Below are 15,580 nucleotides of genomic sequence, written 5' to 3' on the forward strand. Positions count from 1 at the left end.
AAAGCTTCAGAGCCACCTCAGCTTGTCAGTGCAAAACATTGATGCTATGGTGCTTTTTACATATTTTCACGCGCCGGGGCGGGACCAGACCATGAGAAAAAAAGCACCGCTCGACCGAGCCGCACAAAAACCTAATCAGTTGTTGGCAAACATGCATCGTTGGAAATTTTCTGTCCTGGCGGCTGCGGCCGTAGCGTCCGCTGGCTTTTACGCTGGCGACGCCTCGGCCCTGGCGTTGGGCCGCATCACCGTGCAGTCTGCCTTGGGCGAGCCTTTGCGCGCCGAAATTGACCTGCCCCAGATCACCCCCGCCGAAGCCGACACCCTGCGCGCTACGACGGCTACCCCGGAAGTTTTCCGAGCCCAGGGCATGGAATACACGCCCGCGATCAACAACCTGCAGATCCAGCTGCAGCGTCGCCCAGACGGCACCGCCGTGCTGCGTCTGACGAGTGATCGCCCGGTGAACGACCCCTTCCTCGATCTGGTGCTGGACGCCAACTGGGGCTCGGGCCGCATTGTGCGCAGCTATACCATGCTGTTTGACCCGCCAGCACTGCGCCGCACTGCACCGAATGTGACGGCGTCCCCTCAGATCTCGGCACCTGCCGCGCCGTCGGCGCCCGCCGTGCGCGCACCGGTCGCCCCGCGCGCCACCGAATCCCCTGCCACTGCTGCACCGCCAGCACCACGCCCGGCAGCCGCAGCTCCTCGTCCAACCCCCGCAGACGGCGTCAAGGTGCAGACTGGTGACACGGCAGGCCGCCTGGCGAATGCCTACCGCCCCGCCAGCGTGTCTCTGGATCAGATGCTGGTTGCCATGATGCGTGCGAACCCGGACGCATTCATTCAAGGCAATGTCAATCGCCTCAAAGCTGGCGCGGTACTGCAGATGCCCGATGAAGTTGCGGCGCAGGCAACCCCCGCCCCCGAGGCACGCCAGATCCTGGCAGCCCAGGCCAAGGATTTCAACGAATTCCGTCGCAAGCTGGCAGGTGCCGCACCGACCACGGCAGTGGCCGCTGCAGAGCGCTCTGCGTCAGGCACGGTGCAGACCCGCGTGGAGGACAAGAAACCTGCCACGACCGCACCCGACAAGCTGACGCTGTCCAAAGGCTCCGTGAAGGGCCAGAAGGCCGCCGAGGACCAGCTCGCCAAGGACAAGCAAGCCAGCGAGGCCGCCACACGGATGGCCGAACTGTCCAAGAACATTACCGACCTGAACAAGCTGGGCGCAGCATCGGCCGCTGCTGGCAGTGCCGCGCCTGCTAGCGGTGCCAGCGCCCCCGCTGGCGTGGCCGTGCAGGCCCCTGCAGTCCCCGCAACGCCCACAGCACCCGCCATGCCTGAAACACCAGCATCGGCTCCGGTGCCCGCAGCCAGTGCCCCAGCGGATGTTGCTGTTCCTGCCGAGGCAGCCTCCGAACCCGCCTCTGCACCTGCTCCCGTCGCGTCCGCACCCGCAGCCCCCGTACGGACGCCTGCGCCAGCACCAGCTCCTGTTGAAGAGCCGAGTTTCCTTTCCGGCCTCATGGACGATCCGATCCTGCCCCTGGCCGGTGGTGGCCTGCTGGCCCTGTTGCTGGGTTATGGCGCGTACCGTGTGGTGCAGCGTCGCCGCCAGAACGCTGGCGTAGACAGCTCGTTCCTGGAAAGCCGCATCCAGCCTGATTCATTCTTCGGTGCCAGCGGCGGACAGCGCGTGGATACCGCCAACAGCGAAATGACGACCGGCTCGTCCATGGCCTACTCCCCGAGCCAGCTTGATGCTGGCGGCGATGTGGATCCCGTGGCGGAGGCAGACGTTTATTTGGCCTATGGCCGCGACCTGCAGGCCGAGGAAATCCTGAAGGAAGCGATTCGCCACAATCCGGCCCGCGTGTCGGTCCATGTGAAGCTCGGCGAAATTTACGCCAAGCGCCAGGACCGCAAGGCACTGGAAGCGGTGGCAGGGGATGTGTTCAAGCTAACGCAGGGCGAAGGCCCGGACTGGAACCGCATTGCCGAACTCGGCCGCGACCTTGACCCCGAGAACCGCTTGTACCAGCCTGGCGGCCGCCCCGGCATGGCCGAGGACGAGTCTCCATCGCTGCCCCCAGGTGGCTTCCCGAGCACCTTCACCGGCGGTGCTGGCAATGCGGCTGCCACGGCGGCACTCCCCCCCGATCTCGACCTGGATCTCGATCTGGACCTGCCAGATGACGCACTGACCGACGCTCCCTCGGTGGCACCAGCACCCCCAGGCGGGTTTGCAGCGGCGGCCGCTGCAGCTGCGGCCGCGGCCGCAGGTGGCACCCGTCGCACTACGGACGCCGATGCCAGCGATGAACCACAAACACTGCGCCCGGAACTGGATTTGCCAGAGCTGCCCTCTGCAACGGCCCCAGCCTGGGGTGGTCAAGATACAGCCCCCGGCCCGATGATGGCCCCTCCGCCCGTCGCCAACCTCGACTTCCCGAGCGCAGACGACCTGAGCATGGCGCCATCTGGCCCCATGCCGCTGGCAGGCGACGCCAAGGATTCCGGCCCCATGGAATTTGATCTGGGCGAACTGTCTCTGGACCTGAACGCACCGTCCAAGCCCATGGCAGCCCCTGCGGCCAAGGCACCCGCTCCGGCACCCGAGTTCGTCGATGACGGCTCGGCTGCGGCGCAGGATGATCCGCTGGCTACCAAGCTGGCATTGGCCGAAGAGTTCAACGCCATTGGCGACACCGACGGTGCTCGCACGCTGATCGAAGAAGTGGTGGCCGAATCCAGCGGCGCCCTCAAGACCCGCGCCCAGCGTATGCTGGCCGAACTGGGCTGATGCAGCCGGGTTCTCCCACGGCGCGCTTTCCCCACCCCCAGGCCGCCCCATGACGCGGGTGGCGCTGGGTGTCAGCTACAACGGACAGGCCTACAGCGGCTGGCAAAGCCAGCTGTCGGGCAACACGATTCAGGACAAGCTCGAAGCGGCCCTGGGCCGCTTTGCCACGCACCCTGTCAGCACTTTGTGCGCAGGCCGTACCGACGCAGGTGTGCATGGATTGATGCAGGTGGTGCACTTTGACACGCCGCTGAACCGCCCGCCCTCCTCCTGGGTACGGGGTACCAACACCTTTCTTCCTGCCGATATTGCCGTGCAATGGGCACAGCCCGTGCCGGACGGCTTCCATGCCCGTGCCAGCGCGGTCGCGCGGCGCTACGCCTATGTGCTGCTGCAGTCCCCCGTGCGGCCGAGTGTGGACGCCGGTCGCGTGGGCTGGGTTTTCCATCCGCTAGACCACCAAGCGATGCGGCAAGCTGCGGACTACCTGCTGGGCGAGCACGACTTCACCTCGTTTCGTGCGTCGGCGTGCCAGGCCAAGTCCCCCGTCAAGACCTTGCAGCGCATCGACATTACGCGCCGGGGTCTGGGAGAACCACACCCGGAGCTGGGCTGGAGCTCCTGCTACTGGCGCTTTGAGTTCGAAGCCAACGCGTTTTTGCACCACATGATCCGCAACATCATGGGCTGCCTGATTGCCGTGGGCCAGGGCAACCAGCCTCCTGAATGGGTGGCGCAGGTGCTCGCCGCCAAATCCCGCGATGCGGCAGCGCCCACGTTTTCGCCGGATGGGCTGTTTTTTCAAGGCCCGGTCTATGACGCCGCCTGGGGCTTGCCCCAGCGCACGGCTGCGTATGATTGGTTGCCATGAACGCACAAGACATCTCCAAGCTGCCGCATGCACGCACCCGCATCAAAATCTGCGGCCTGACCCGCGAGCAGGACGTGGATGCCGCCGTGGCGGCAGGCGCCGATGCAGTGGGTTTCGTGCTGTATGCCCCCAGCCCGCGTGCGGTAACACCCGAACGCGCAGCACAACTGGCCAGACGCCTGCCGCCCTTTGTCACACCAGTTTTGCTGTTCGCGAACGAATATGCTACCAATGTGATAGCAGCCAGCGCTTTAGTAGCAGGCGCTACGGTCCAGTTTCACGGTGATGAATCTCCCGAGGATTGCCTGGCCGCCACCCACCAAGGCGCACGCCCCTACCTGCGAGCCGCCCGAATTCCCCTGGGCGACGGTGCGGCCAGCTTTGACCTCGTAAAATACGCCCACGATTACTCTCACGCCCAGGCCATCCTGCTCGACGCCCATGTCGAAGGTTTTGGCGGCAGCGGCAAGGCATTCAATTGGTCACTCCTTCCACCAAGCGTCAGCTCTCACCTCGTTTTGTCTGGTGGACTCACGCCTGCAAACGTGACCGATGGCATTTTGCAAGTCCGTCCGCGGGGTCTCTCGCTGGCGGTTGATGTCAGTTCCGGCGTCGAAGCCGATGGCCCCGATGGAAAGCCCATCAAGGGCATCAAAGACGCACTGAAGATCCAACGCTTCGTTGCCGCCGTGCGGGCGGCCGATGCACAACTTGCAAAGAATCCCCATGAATTCCTATCAGCAACCTGATACTTCCGGCCATTTCGGCCCCTACGGCGGCAGCTTCGTCAGCGAAACCCTGACCCACGCCATCCAGGAACTGCGCGAGGCCTACGCGCGCTACCAAAACGACCCCGAGTTTCTGGCCGAGTTTCACTACGAACTCAAGCACTTCGTCGGTCGCCCATCACCCATCTACCACGCAGCCCGTACCAGCCGCGAAATGGGTGGCGCGCAGATCTACCTCAAGCGCGAAGACCTCAACCACACCGGCGCTCACAAGATCAACAACGTGATCGGCCAGGCCATGCTGGCCAAGCGCATGGGCAAGCCCCGCGTGATTGCAGAAACGGGCGCAGGTCAGCACGGCGTGGCCACGGCCACCATCTGCGCGCGCTATGGCTTGGAATGCGTGGTGTACATGGGTGCAGAGGACGTCAAGCGCCAAAGCCCCAACGTGTACCGCATGAAACTGCTGGGCGCCACGGTGGTGCCCGTGGAATCGGGCAGCAAGACGCTGAAAGATGCGCTCAACGAGGCCATGCGCGACTGGGTGGCCAATGTGGACAACACCTTCTACATTATCGGCACGGTGGCAGGCCCACACCCCTACCCCATGATGGTGCGTGACTTCCAGAGCGTGATCGGCAAGGAGTGCATCGACCAGATGCCCGCCATGTTGGCAGAGCAAAAGGTGCTGGGCGACCAGCCCGATGCCGTGATCGCCTGCGTGGGTGGCGGCAGCAACGCCATGGGCATCTTCCACCCCTACATCCCGTTCGAGAAAACGCGCCTCATTGGCGTGGAAGCGGCAGGCGAAGGGCTGGAGTCGGGCAAACACTCGGCATCGCTGCAAAAGGGCAGCGCGGGCGTGCTGCACGGCAACCGCACCTTCATCCTGCAGGATGACAATGGCCAGATCACCGAAACTCACAGTATCAGTGCAGGCCTGGACTATCCGGGCGTGGGCCCGGAGCACGCCTGGTTGCAGGAAATCGGGCGTGCCGAATACGTCGGCATTACCGACAAGGAAGCTCTGGAAGCCTTCCACTACCTGTGCCGCACCGAGGGCATCATCCCCGCGCTCGAATCCAGCCATGCCGTGGCCTACGCCATGAAACTGGCCAAAACCATGCGCCCTGACCAATCGATCCTGGTCAACCTCTCGGGCCGTGGTGACAAGGACATTGGCACCGTGGCCGACCTGAGTGGCGCCGATTTTTACTGCCGACCCAGCTGCCAGGGGCAGTCCGTCAAGGGCGGCGAGCAATCCATCAAGGTGGTGAAATAAATGAGCCGTATTGCATCCACCTTCTCTGCCCTGCAAGCGCAGGGCCGCAAGGCACTGATTCCCTATGTGACCGCTGGTTTCCCCTTCGCCGACATCACCCCTGCACTCATGCACGGCATGGTGGAGGCCGGTGCCGACGTGATTGAGCTGGGCGTGCCCTTTTCCGACCCCATGGCCGATGGCCCGGTGATTCAAAAGGCGGGCGAAAAAGCCCTCAGCCTGGGCATTGGCATGGTGCAGGTGCTCGACCATGTGCGCGAGTTCCGCAAGCGCAACAGCACCACACCCGTGGTGCTGATGGGCTATGCCAACCCCGTGGAGCGCTACGACCAAAAGCACGGTGCAGGTGCCTTTGTGCGCGATGCGGCGGCCGCTGGCGTGGACGGCGTGCTCATCGTGGACTACCCACCCGAAGAGTGCGAGACCTTTGCCGCCAGCCTGCGTGAGCACGGCATGGACCTGATCTTCCTGCTGGCCCCCACCAGCACCGATGAGCGCATGGCCCAGGTGGCGCGCGTGGCCAGCGGCTACGTGTACTACGTGTCGCTCAAGGGCGTGACCGGCTCGGGCGCGCTGGACACCTCGGCCGTGGAGCAAATGCTGCCTCGCATCCGCCAGCATGTGACGATCCCCGTGGGTGTGGGCTTTGGCATTCGCGACGCCGCCACCGCCCAGGCGATTGGCAAGGTGGCCGACGCCGTGGTCATTGGCAGCCGCATCATCCAGCTGATTGAAGACCAAGAGCACGCCAAGGTGGTGCCAATCACGATCGACTTCCTGCGCGGCATCCGCAAGGCAATGGACGCGTAGACGCATAATGCAGCCCGGCGCGCCGCCCTCATCGGGGCACGGCGCGCCACAGATTCCACCCGGCCTGCCCCCTGCGGCGCCCCAGCGCCCCGGCAGGCCGAGCCACTGAAGAGGAGAACACCATGTCCTGGCTCGAAAAACTTCTGCCCTCCAAGATCCAGCAAACAGACCCCACCGAGCGCCGCCAGGTGCCTGAAGGGCTGTGGATCAAGTGCCCGAGCTGCGAAACGGTGCTCTACAAGGCCGATCTGGAGCAAAACCAGAACGTTTGCCCCCATTGCAGCCACCACCACCGCATTGGCGCCCGCGCGCGGCTGGACGCTTTTCTGGACGCCGAAGGCCGCTATGAAATCGGCCAGGAAGTGCTGCCCGTGGATGCCCTCAAGTTCAAGGACAGCCGCAAATACCCCGAGCGCCTGAAGGAAGCCCTGGAAAACACGGGTGAAACCGATGCCCTCATCGTCATCGGTGGCGCGGTCAAGAGCATCAACGTGGTGGCAGCGTGCTTTGAGTTCGACTTCATGGGTGGCTCGATGGGCTCCGTGGTGGGCGAGCGTTTTGTGCGCGGCGTGGAAACCGCCATCGAGCAGAAGGTGCCCTTCATCTGCTTTACCGCCACCGGCGGCGCACGCATGCAGGAAGGCCTGCTGTCCCTGATGCAGATGGCCAAGACCAACGCAGCGCTGACCCGCCTGGCCAAGAAGGGCCTGCCCTATATCAGCGTGCTGACCGACCCGACCATGGGCGGCGTGAGCGCAGGTTTTGCGTTTGTGGGCGACATCGTGATTGCCGAGCCCAAGGCCCTGATCGGCTTTGCCGGACCGCGTGTGATCGAATCCACCGTGCGCGTGACCCTGCCCGAAGGCTTCCAGCGCGCCGAATTCCTGCAAACCAAGGGTGCCGTGGACTTCATTTGTGACCGCCGTGAACTGCGCAACACCGTGGCCAGCAGCCTGGCCATGCTGCAGCGTTTGCCTGCTGACGCAGTGATGTAACACCACCGGGTGGGTGCGTGCGCAAAGCCTCGTGCTGAGGTGATGCGCCCGCCAAAGCCGCGAGAATACTATTATTTTGATAGCTACTAGCGCTTTATGGATAAGCGCTAGGGGTCAATTTCACTGATATTTTTGGTATCAGATATCCATTTGCCGCGCATCATGCGCAGCCGCCGAAACCGGCGCGACCCCAACCAGGGACGGCAAACAAGGGCCGCCCCGCAGCGAGGCCGTCGTCCCCCTAGGGGGGAAGGCGCCGAAGGCGACTCAGGGGGACTACCTCATGACGCTGGCCTGCAAATGGCCCAGCACGATCATCGCCACCTGCAGCAACACCAGCACGGCCAGCGGCGACAGGTCGATACCGCCCACCAGCGGGATGATGCGGCGAAACGGCCGCAGGATGGGCTCGCACAGCCGGGCAATCACATCGGCCAGGGGTGACCGCGCCTGCACCCACGACATCACGGCATAGACGATCAACAAGCCAATCAGCCCCGACACCGCCACCCGCGCGAGGCCAAACAGTGCCAGCCACGGCAGCCAGGCCCATGCCGAGGCGGCGCCCAGCAGCAGGGTCAGCAAAAAGTACTGCGCCAGCTGCAACAACACGGCTGCCACCAGGCTCGACACATCCCAGCGCCCCACCGGCGGGATCACGCGGCGCAGCGGCATGATGAGCCAGTCCGTCAGCGCAAAAACCAGCCCGCCGACGGGGTTGGAAAACGGCACGCGCTGCCACTGCATGTACAGCCGCAACAGGCATGCCCCGGTGAGCAGGCCACCAACGACGTCGAGCAGGAAAGAGGCGATCTGGTAGAGCATGGATGAGACAAAAAGAAGGGGCCGCCGCGAAAGCAGGCTGCGCCATGGGATGATAGCGAGCCAAGGTATCCCCCTTTCATGACACAACCCCTCACCTTGTCATCCTTGCCCCTTTTCCCTCTGGGCTCCGTGCTGTTCCCGGGTGGCCTGCTCGCCCTGCGCGTGTTCGAAGTGCGCTACCTGGACATGGTGCGCAAGTGCCATCAGGCGGGCGCCCCCTTTGGGGTGGTCGCCCTCACGCAAGGCCGCGAAGTGCGCCAGGCGGGCGCGCCTGAAGAACAGTTCACCGATGTGGGCACCCTGGCCGTCATCGAACAGATCGACACCCCGCAGCCTGGCCTGATCACACTGCTGTGCCGTGGCAGCCAGCGCTTTCGCATCACCCAGCGCAGCCACCTGCCCCATGGCCTGTGGATCGCCGATGTGGGGCACATCGACCCGGATCTGACGGTGCCGATCCCGCAAGACCTGAGAAAGGCATCGACAGCGCTCGCCCAGGTGCTGCACACCCTGAAGCAGCGTGACCCCGACACTCCGACTGCGATTGTCCCCACGGCAGCCCAGCTGGACGACTGCGGATGGGTGGCCAACCGCTGGTGCGAGCTTTTGCCCGTGCCCCTGGAACTCAAGCAGCGCCTGATGGAGCTGGACAACCCGCTGGTGCGGCTGGAACTGGTGGGCGATGTGCTGGAGCGGACCGGAATTGCCCCCACACAATGAGCCGCCGAATCGCTACTGCCCCCTCTTCTTCTCATAGCCCATGCTGAACCGCATCCTGGGCTGGTCGCGCGCAGCCAAGCGCATGGTGGTGGTGGCCATGGACATCTGTCTGGGTGTCATCGCGATGTGGCTTGCCTTCACGCTGAGGCTGGAGACGCCCCACTGGCCCTCAGGCATGCAGTGGCTGGCGTATGCGCTGGCGCCCGCCCTTGCGTTTCCGATTTTTGCCAAGCTGGGGCTGTACCGCGCCATCTTCCGCTACACGGGGATCACGGCGCTCATCACCACGGGCAAGGCCGTGGCCATCTACGGCGCCCTGTTGCTGGGCTGCCTGCTGGCCGCCCAGTGGGAGGGCGTTCCGCGCAGTGTCGGCATTCTCCAGCCGCTGCTGTTCATGCTGCTGGTCGGTGCCAGCCGCGCACTGGGGTGGCTGGCGCTGGCAGGGCGCAGCAGCCATGCGCCGTACCGCCTGCTGATCTACGGCGCTGGCAGTGCGGGCGCCCAGACGGCTGCGGGGCTGGGCAGCATGCGCCAGTACCTGCTCAAAGGGTTTGTGGACGACGATGCCAGCAAGATCGGGCGCAGCATCAACGGCGTGCGTGTGCACGCCTCCCAGGCGCTGCCCGAGGTGGTGCGTCGCTTTGGCATCACCGACGTGCTGCTGGCGCTGCCCAGCACCACGCGCGAGCGACGGCGGCAGATCATCGAAAGCCTGCGCGAGTTGCCCGTGCGGATCCGCACGCTGCCGGGCCTGTCGGACCTGGCCAGCGGCCGGGTGACCGTCACGGACTTCCAGGACCTTGAAATCGAAGACCTGCTGGGCCGGGAGCCAGTGGCGCCGGACCCAGGACTGCTGGGGCGCAATCTGGCGGGCACCGTGGTTCTGGTCACCGGCGCGGGCGGCAGCATTGGCAGCGAGCTGTGCCGGCAGATCGTGCGCGAAGGGCCGCGCCAGTTGCTGCTGGTAGACCATAGCGAATACGCGCTGTACTCCATCCACCACGAATTGGCGGCGCTGGCGCACCAGGGCGAGCATGCATGTGCGCTGGTGCCCCTGCTCGCCAGCGTCACCCACAAGGCGCGCATGGCAGACATCTGCCAGCAATACCGGCCCACCTCCATCTACCATGCGGCCGCCTACAAGCACGTGCCCATGGTGGAGGCCAACGCGGGCGAAGGTATTTTGAACAACGTGTTTGGCACCTTGAACATGGTGCAGGTGGCGCTGGAGTGCGGCGCCAACCATTTCGTGCTGATTTCCACCGACAAGGCCGTGCGCCCGACCAACATCATGGGCGCCACCAAACGTGTGGCTGAGATGGTGCTGCAAGCGATTGCAGCGTCGCACCGCGCGCCTTTCCCGCAGCTTGCCGACAGCTCACCCGCCTGGGCTTGCCCCACCCGCCTGTCCATGGTGCGCTTTGGCAATGTGCTGGGTTCCAGTGGCAGCGTGATACCGCTGTTTCGCAAGCAGATCGCGGCTGGTGGCCCCCTTACCGTGACGCACCCGGACGTCACGCGCTACTTCATGACCATTGCCGAAGCCGCCCAGCTGGTACTGCAGGCAGGGGCGATGGCCGAGGGCGGCGACGTGTTCCTGCTGGACATGGGCGAGCCGCTGCAGATCCTGGAGCTGGCTGAGCGCATGGTGGCCCTGTCGGGATTGACGGTGCGCGACGATCTGCACCCCGAAGGAGACATCGAAATCGTTTTCACCGGGCTGCGCCCGGGTGAAAAACTTTTCGAGGAACTGCTGATTGGAGACAATCCCTTCCCCACCGACCACCCCCGCATCCTGCGGGCGCGTGAAGAATACCGCCCCTGGGAGGAGCTGCAGACCTTGCTCCAGGCATTGCAGAAGGCAGCCCATGCGGGCGACCCCATCGCCATGACCGCTCTGCTGCGACAGCTGGTGCCTGGCTACCACCCCGAAACGCAACCCGTACTGCCATGAAGTCGGGACTTGTACGGGCAACGCTGACCCTGCTCACGGGCAGCGTTGCAGCCCACGCCATCCCGCTGGTGCTGGGTCCGGCACTCACACGCCTCTACAGCCCTGAGGACTTCGGACAGTTTGCACTGCTGTGGGCGCTGGCCACCAACCTGGCGGTGGTGGGCTGTGCGCGCTATGAATTCGCACTCCCCCTCGAAAGCACCGAGCCGCGCGCCGCCCAGCTCATGGCGCTGTGCGCGCGCATCTTGCTCGCTGTCACCACGGCATCTGCTGCAGCCGCAGCCGTGCTTCTGCTGTGGCGCGGCATGCCGATGGTGTGGGCGCTGCCATTGGCGGTGTTCGCAGGCGGCGCTGTGCAATGGCTCACCCTGTGGGCAACACGGTCCCAGCGCTTTGGTCTGCTGTCGGCGGCCAGGCTGCTGCAGCAAGGCGGTGGCGCCATCCTGCAATTGCTGTTCGGATTCATGAAGACCGGCCCGCTGGGTCTGGTGCTGGGCGCCACATTGGCCAGCCTGGGTGCGGCATGGATGCTGGCCAGGCCTGCCCCTGCGGGTGGCTGGGTGGGTCTGTGGCGCCAGCCGTTGGCCACACTCCGGTCCATGGCCCAACAGCACCGGGACTTTCCGTTGCTCAACACACCCCACGCTTTCATGGGGGCGCTGCAGGACACCCTGACTCTGGTGCTGGTGGCGGCCTGGACCGGAGATGCCGCAGCGGGATTCTGGGCGCTGGCGCTGCGCTACCTTAAGGCCCCTGCGACCCTCATCGGCGGGGCCTTGTCGCAAACCCTGTACCCCCGCCTTCTGAAGGCGCAGAGCCCCAACGAAGCGCGCACCCTGGTGCGCCAGTCCCTGCTGGGGCTGGCCGCCCTGGCCTGCCCGCTGGCGGCGGTGCTGCTTGTCTGGGGCCCGGACATCTTTTCCCTGGCCTTTGGCACCCAGTGGGCGCAGACCGGGGAACTGGCCCGGGCCATCGCGCCGTACATCGCCGTGCATTTCATGGCATCGCCCCTCGCAGTGGTCACCATGGCCTGGGGTGCACAGGCGTGGGCGCTGCGCCTGGCGTTGGTTGGACAATGCCTGTTTTTTGCGGGCCTGCTGCTGGGCCTCCATCTGGGCGGGCTGACCGGCGCCGGATGGGGCGTGTCAGCGAGCATGCTGGTCTACTTTGCCTACTATTTCTGGGCGTTGGCAAACTGGAAGGACATCCCCCATGAGAGCCGTGCTTAACCGCTGGCGCCGTCGCCTCTGGCAGGCGCTGTTCTACCGCATGGTGTTCGGGGAAAGCGACCACATGGGTCGCAGCCTGCCCCACACCCGCATTGCCCCCAGCACCTGCATCGAAGGCGCCGAGGGGCTGCGGCTTTCCGACCACGTGTTCATTGGGCAATTCAACTTCATCGACGCCACGGCAGGCCTGCAGATTGGGCAAGGGGTACAGATCACCAACTTCGTCAGCATCGTCACCCACAGCTCCCACCGCGCCATTCGCCTTCTGGGCAGTGGCTACGCCGTCCACGACGGCCCCAAGCCTGGCTACATCAGCGCCCCTGTGGAGATCGGCGCCTACACCTTTATCGGCCCCCACAGCCTGATCGAAGCGGGTACACGCATCGGCAAGGGGGTGGTGGTGTGCGCCTACGCGCAGGTGCGCGGCGAAGTGCCCGACTTCGCCATCATGGCAGGGGCCCCAGCGCGCCAGATTGGCGATGTGCGCGAGCAGGATGAGCGCCTGCTATTGCAGCATCCGGAACTGCGCCCACACTACGAATCCTGGACACGGGCAAGCTGACATGGCCACGCACCTGTGCCTGCTGGGCGATGCCACCAGCCCCCATGTCCAGCGGTGGGCGCGGGAGATGCTCCAGCGCGGCTACCGCGTTTCGCTGATCACGGCACGCCCCGCGTCCATCGATGGCGTCACGGTGCGGACCATCCGGCCTGTGCAGCGCTCGCTCGACTGGCTGTTCCGCGTTCAGGAAACGAGGCGCCACGTGGCCGAACTGGCTCCTGACCTCCTGCATGCCCATTACGTCACCTCCTACGGCTATCTGGCCGCACGTTGCGGCAAACATCCGCTGGTGATGACCGCCTGGGGCAGCGACCTGTTGGTCACCCCCGGCAAAAGCGCCTGGATGCGCTGGCTGACCGGCTGGATACTGCGCCAGGCCGACCTCATCACGGGCGACTCCGCCAGCCTGATGAGCGCAGTGGCCCAATTTCAACCCCACTGCACGAGCGAGGAAATCCATTGGGGTGTGGAACTGCAGCGCTTCCATCCCGTTCCCTGGAGTCACAAGCAAGGCAGCCAGCTGGTGAGCCTGCGCGCGTGGGAACCCAACTACAACATCGACACCATCATCGAAGCGTTCGCCCAGCTGCAGGCGCGATTGCCGGTCGCCGATCTGCGCTTGCACCTGCTCGGCGGAGGCAGCCTGGAAGGCGCCCTGCGCAGCCAGGTGCACACGGCGCAGCTGGACAACAAGGTGCAGTTCCACGGCCGACTCGATGACGCTGGCATGACCCGGGTACTGGGCGAAAGCAAGATATCTGTGTCGGTGCCCAGCAGCGATGCAACATCGGTCGCCATGCTGGAGAGCATGGCGTGTGGCCTCGCCGTGGTGGCCAGCGAACTGCAGGCCAACCGGCACTGGATCGACGCTGAGTGGCTGGTTGCAGCCGGAGATGCCACAGCGCTCGCCGCCCGGCTGGAAGCCCTGATTGCCAATGACGCCATCGCGGAACAAGCCGGGCTGCAAAATGCTGCCCGCATAGCGCAAGACGGCGACCGCGCGGTGCAAATGAACCGCATGCACGCGCTGTACCAGCAACTGCTCCCTACCCCTTGACCCCCCATGCCCACAGGCCTTGACTTGGACAACCTGATCAGCGTGATCGTGCCGTGCCGCAACGAGCGCCAGCACATCGACGCTTTCTGTGACTCCGCCCTTCGCCAGCAACTCCCGGCGGGCTGGCGCATGGAAGTGCTGATTGCAGACGGTGACAGCGATGACGGCACGCGCGAACACCTGATGCAGCGCTGTGCTGCAGACCCCCGGCTCGTGCTGGTGGACAACCCCGGCCGCATTGTGTCCACCGGGCTCAACGCCTGCATTGCCCGCGCACGGGGCGGCACCATTGCCCGCATGGACGTGCACAGCCAGTTTGCCCCCGACTACCTTGCGCAGTGCATCCAGGCGCTTAAACGCACCAGCGCTGACAACGTGGGCGGCCCATGGGTCGCCCACGGAACGGGCCCCACCGGGGCCGCCATAGCCGCCGCCTTCCAATGCCGGTGGGTGGTGGGTGGCGCACGGTCGCGCGATGTGCAATACGAAGGCGAGGTGGATACCGTCTACCTCGGATGCTGGCCCCGCAGCGTGTTTGACCGGTTCGGGCTGTTTGACGAAACGCTGGTGCGCAACCAGGACGACGAGCACAACCTGCGCATGCGCCTGGGGGGTGCACGCATCTGGCAGAGCAGCCTCATCCATTCCACCTACCACCCGCGCAATTCGCTCAGGCACCTTTTCGCGCAACAACGGCAGTACGGCTACTGGCGGCCTTTTGTGATGCGCAAACATGGGCAGCCGGGCTCCGTGCGACAACTGGTGCCTGCAGCATTTTTGGCCAGCGCAGTGGCCAGCGCAGTGGTGTTGCCCTGGTCCGCCTGGCCCGGGGCCGCGCTGAGCCTCGCCTACGCAACCTATCTTCTGGTGGCATCGGTGGCGGCAGTCCGATCGGCCCGCAACTGGGGGCTGCTGCCCCGCCTCCCGGCGACGATTGCGGCGTTTCATGTGGGCTACGGCCTGGGCACCTGGCGAGGACTGTGGGACATTGCACGCTCGCGCGCCCCTTCGTCCGACTTTGCACGCATCACCCGATGACCGACAACGAACCCCAGGCCGTCAAGGCCCGGTACGCCCGGCGCGACACAGCGGCCGACGAAGCGCGCTACAGCCTGTATGCCAACGCTGCGGCGCTGCAGGCGCAGCAGGAGCGCCTGCGCGCCATGGCACGCATCTGGCAGGCCCACGGCTGGAGCAGCCTGGCCCAGCGGCCCATGCTGGAGGTTGGCTGCGGGAGTGCGGGCAATTTGCACGATCTGGTGCGGCTGGGCGCCACGCCCGCTTGCCTGACGGGCCTGGAGCTTCTTCCCGAACGTGCCGCAGCAGCGCGCGCCTTGCTACCAGCAGGCGTGGCCATTGTCGAAGGGGATGCCGCCTTGGCCCCGGTGCAGCCTGCCAGCCAGGATGCCGTGCTGGCGTTCACACTCTTCAGCTCCTTGCTTGACGAGGGCTATCGCCGCCATCTGGCCGACGTGATCTGGCAATGGGTCGCGCCCGGCGGCGGTGTTCTCGTCTATGACTTTGTCGTCAACAACCCCGCCAACAGCGATGTACAGGGCATTCCACTGCGCGAACTGAGCATCCTGTTTCCCGGGGCACAGATACACTCCCGCCGCGTTACGCTGGCACCTCCACTGGCACGACGCCTGCCCGCGCCAGCGATTGCGCCGGCATCCGCACTGCTGTGGTTTCTGCGTACCCACCGCCTGACCTGGGCCGTGAAGCCACGCTGAGCGCG

Annotated in this window: 14 protein-coding genes; 13 read left to right on the forward strand and 1 reads right to left on the reverse strand. The window is 65.2% G+C overall.

The features are described from left to right. Positions 1-151: 151 nt before the first annotated feature. The 6 genes from EXV95_RS09380 to accD all read left to right on the forward strand — a co-directional run bounded on the left by EXV95_RS09380 (position 152) and on the right by accD (position 7,495). Positions 152-2,809, forward strand: coding sequence for a FimV/HubP family polar landmark protein (locus tag EXV95_RS09380; protein WP_176886615.1), 2,658 nt, complete (start codon positions 152-154; stop codon positions 2,807-2,809). A gap of 49 nt (positions 2,810-2,858) precedes the next feature. After that, on the forward strand, positions 2,859-3,680 hold the full coding sequence (truA, locus tag EXV95_RS09385) for a tRNA pseudouridine(38-40) synthase TruA (protein ID WP_176886616.1): 822 nt from the start codon (positions 2,859-2,861) through the stop codon (positions 3,678-3,680). Beyond that, the gene (locus EXV95_RS09390; RefSeq protein WP_176886617.1) at positions 3,677-4,429 is read left to right on the forward strand and encodes a phosphoribosylanthranilate isomerase; all 753 of its coding nucleotides are present in this window, start codon (positions 3,677-3,679) and stop codon (positions 4,427-4,429) included. Before truA ends, EXV95_RS09390 begins: the two co-directional genes overlap by 4 nt. Continuing rightward, the gene (gene trpB, locus EXV95_RS09395; RefSeq protein WP_121420750.1) at positions 4,407-5,690 is read left to right on the forward strand and encodes a tryptophan synthase subunit beta; all 1,284 of its coding nucleotides are present in this window, start codon (positions 4,407-4,409) and stop codon (positions 5,688-5,690) included. The genes EXV95_RS09390 and trpB overlap by 23 nt, the downstream gene beginning before the upstream one ends. Next, positions 5,691-6,500 carry a tryptophan synthase subunit alpha gene (gene trpA, locus EXV95_RS09400; protein ID WP_055399417.1) on the forward strand — a complete coding sequence of 270 codons (810 nt, stop codon included), beginning with the start codon at positions 5,691-5,693 and terminating at the stop codon, positions 6,498-6,500. Positions 6,501-6,622: 122 nt separating this feature from the next. Next, positions 6,623-7,495, forward strand: coding sequence for an acetyl-CoA carboxylase, carboxyltransferase subunit beta (gene accD / locus EXV95_RS09405; RefSeq protein WP_055399419.1), 873 nt, complete (start codon positions 6,623-6,625; stop codon positions 7,493-7,495). Between the two features lie 276 nt (positions 7,496-7,771). On the opposite strand, the gene EXV95_RS09410 is transcribed toward accD, so the two are convergent. Continuing rightward, positions 7,772-8,320, reverse strand: a complete 549-nt coding sequence (locus EXV95_RS09410; protein ID WP_176886618.1) for a YggT family protein — start codon at positions 8,318-8,320, stop codon at positions 7,772-7,774. Between the two features lie 78 nt (positions 8,321-8,398). Between EXV95_RS09410 and EXV95_RS09415 the strand changes: the two genes are divergently transcribed. Genes EXV95_RS09415 through EXV95_RS09445 form a run of 7 tightly spaced genes read left to right on the forward strand, consistent with a single transcriptional unit; the run spans position 8,399 to position 15,575 of the window. Then, positions 8,399-9,040, forward strand: a complete 642-nt coding sequence (locus EXV95_RS09415) for an LON peptidase substrate-binding domain-containing protein (RefSeq protein ID WP_176886619.1) — start codon at positions 8,399-8,401, stop codon at positions 9,038-9,040. A gap of 40 nt (positions 9,041-9,080) precedes the next feature. Then, entirely contained in the window at positions 9,081-10,994 is a 1,914-nt protein-coding gene (locus tag EXV95_RS09420; RefSeq protein WP_176886620.1) for a nucleoside-diphosphate sugar epimerase/dehydratase, read from the forward strand. After that, a complete protein-coding gene (locus tag EXV95_RS09425; protein WP_176886621.1) occupies positions 10,991-12,223 on the forward strand; it encodes a lipopolysaccharide biosynthesis protein in 1,233 nt (410 codons plus the stop codon). The genes EXV95_RS09420 and EXV95_RS09425 overlap by 4 nt, the downstream gene beginning before the upstream one ends. Then, on the forward strand, positions 12,207-12,785 hold the full coding sequence (locus EXV95_RS09430) for an acyltransferase (RefSeq protein WP_176886622.1): 579 nt from the start codon (positions 12,207-12,209) through the stop codon (positions 12,783-12,785). The genes EXV95_RS09425 and EXV95_RS09430 overlap by 17 nt, the downstream gene beginning before the upstream one ends. A gap of 1 nt (position 12,786) precedes the next feature. Next, positions 12,787-13,842 carry a glycosyltransferase gene (locus EXV95_RS09435; RefSeq protein ID WP_176886623.1) on the forward strand — a complete coding sequence of 352 codons (1,056 nt, stop codon included), beginning with the start codon at positions 12,787-12,789 and terminating at the stop codon, positions 13,840-13,842. Between the two features lie 6 nt (positions 13,843-13,848). After that, positions 13,849-14,880, forward strand: coding sequence for a glycosyltransferase family 2 protein (locus EXV95_RS09440; protein ID WP_176886624.1), 1,032 nt, complete (start codon positions 13,849-13,851; stop codon positions 14,878-14,880). Next, positions 14,877-15,575 carry a class I SAM-dependent methyltransferase gene (locus EXV95_RS09445; protein WP_176886625.1) on the forward strand — a complete coding sequence of 233 codons (699 nt, stop codon included), beginning with the start codon at positions 14,877-14,879 and terminating at the stop codon, positions 15,573-15,575. The genes EXV95_RS09440 and EXV95_RS09445 overlap by 4 nt, the downstream gene beginning before the upstream one ends. Positions 15,576-15,580: the final 5 nt, after the last annotated feature.

It is taken from the genome of Acidovorax sp. JMULE5, from assembly GCF_013376875.1.
Taxonomy (GTDB): domain Bacteria; phylum Pseudomonadota; class Gammaproteobacteria; order Burkholderiales; family Burkholderiaceae_C; genus Acidovorax; species Acidovorax facilis.

Coding starts and splice junctions, on each gene's coding strand:
- EXV95_RS09380 (WP_176886615.1), top strand. CDS start 152: ATGCATCGTTGGAAATTTTCTGTCCTGGCGGCTGCGGCCGTAGCGTCC.
- truA (WP_176886616.1), top strand. CDS start 2,859: ATGACGCGGGTGGCGCTGGGTGTCAGCTACAACGGACAGGCCTACAGC.
- EXV95_RS09390 (WP_176886617.1), top strand. CDS start 3,677: ATGAACGCACAAGACATCTCCAAGCTGCCGCATGCACGCACCCGCATC.
- trpB (WP_121420750.1), top strand. CDS start 4,407: ATGAATTCCTATCAGCAACCTGATACTTCCGGCCATTTCGGCCCCTAC.
- trpA (WP_055399417.1), top strand. CDS start 5,691: ATGAGCCGTATTGCATCCACCTTCTCTGCCCTGCAAGCGCAGGGCCGC.
- accD (WP_055399419.1), top strand. CDS start 6,623: ATGTCCTGGCTCGAAAAACTTCTGCCCTCCAAGATCCAGCAAACAGAC.
- EXV95_RS09410 (WP_176886618.1), bottom strand. CDS start 8,320: ATGCTCTACCAGATCGCCTCTTTCCTGCTCGACGTCGTTGGTGGCCTG.
- EXV95_RS09415 (WP_176886619.1), top strand. CDS start 8,399: ATGACACAACCCCTCACCTTGTCATCCTTGCCCCTTTTCCCTCTGGGC.
- EXV95_RS09420 (WP_176886620.1), top strand. CDS start 9,081: ATGCTGAACCGCATCCTGGGCTGGTCGCGCGCAGCCAAGCGCATGGTG.
- EXV95_RS09425 (WP_176886621.1), top strand. CDS start 10,991: ATGAAGTCGGGACTTGTACGGGCAACGCTGACCCTGCTCACGGGCAGC.
- EXV95_RS09430 (WP_176886622.1), top strand. CDS start 12,207: ATGAGAGCCGTGCTTAACCGCTGGCGCCGTCGCCTCTGGCAGGCGCTG.
- EXV95_RS09435 (WP_176886623.1), top strand. CDS start 12,787: ATGGCCACGCACCTGTGCCTGCTGGGCGATGCCACCAGCCCCCATGTC.
- EXV95_RS09440 (WP_176886624.1), top strand. CDS start 13,849: ATGCCCACAGGCCTTGACTTGGACAACCTGATCAGCGTGATCGTGCCG.
- EXV95_RS09445 (WP_176886625.1), top strand. CDS start 14,877: ATGACCGACAACGAACCCCAGGCCGTCAAGGCCCGGTACGCCCGGCGC.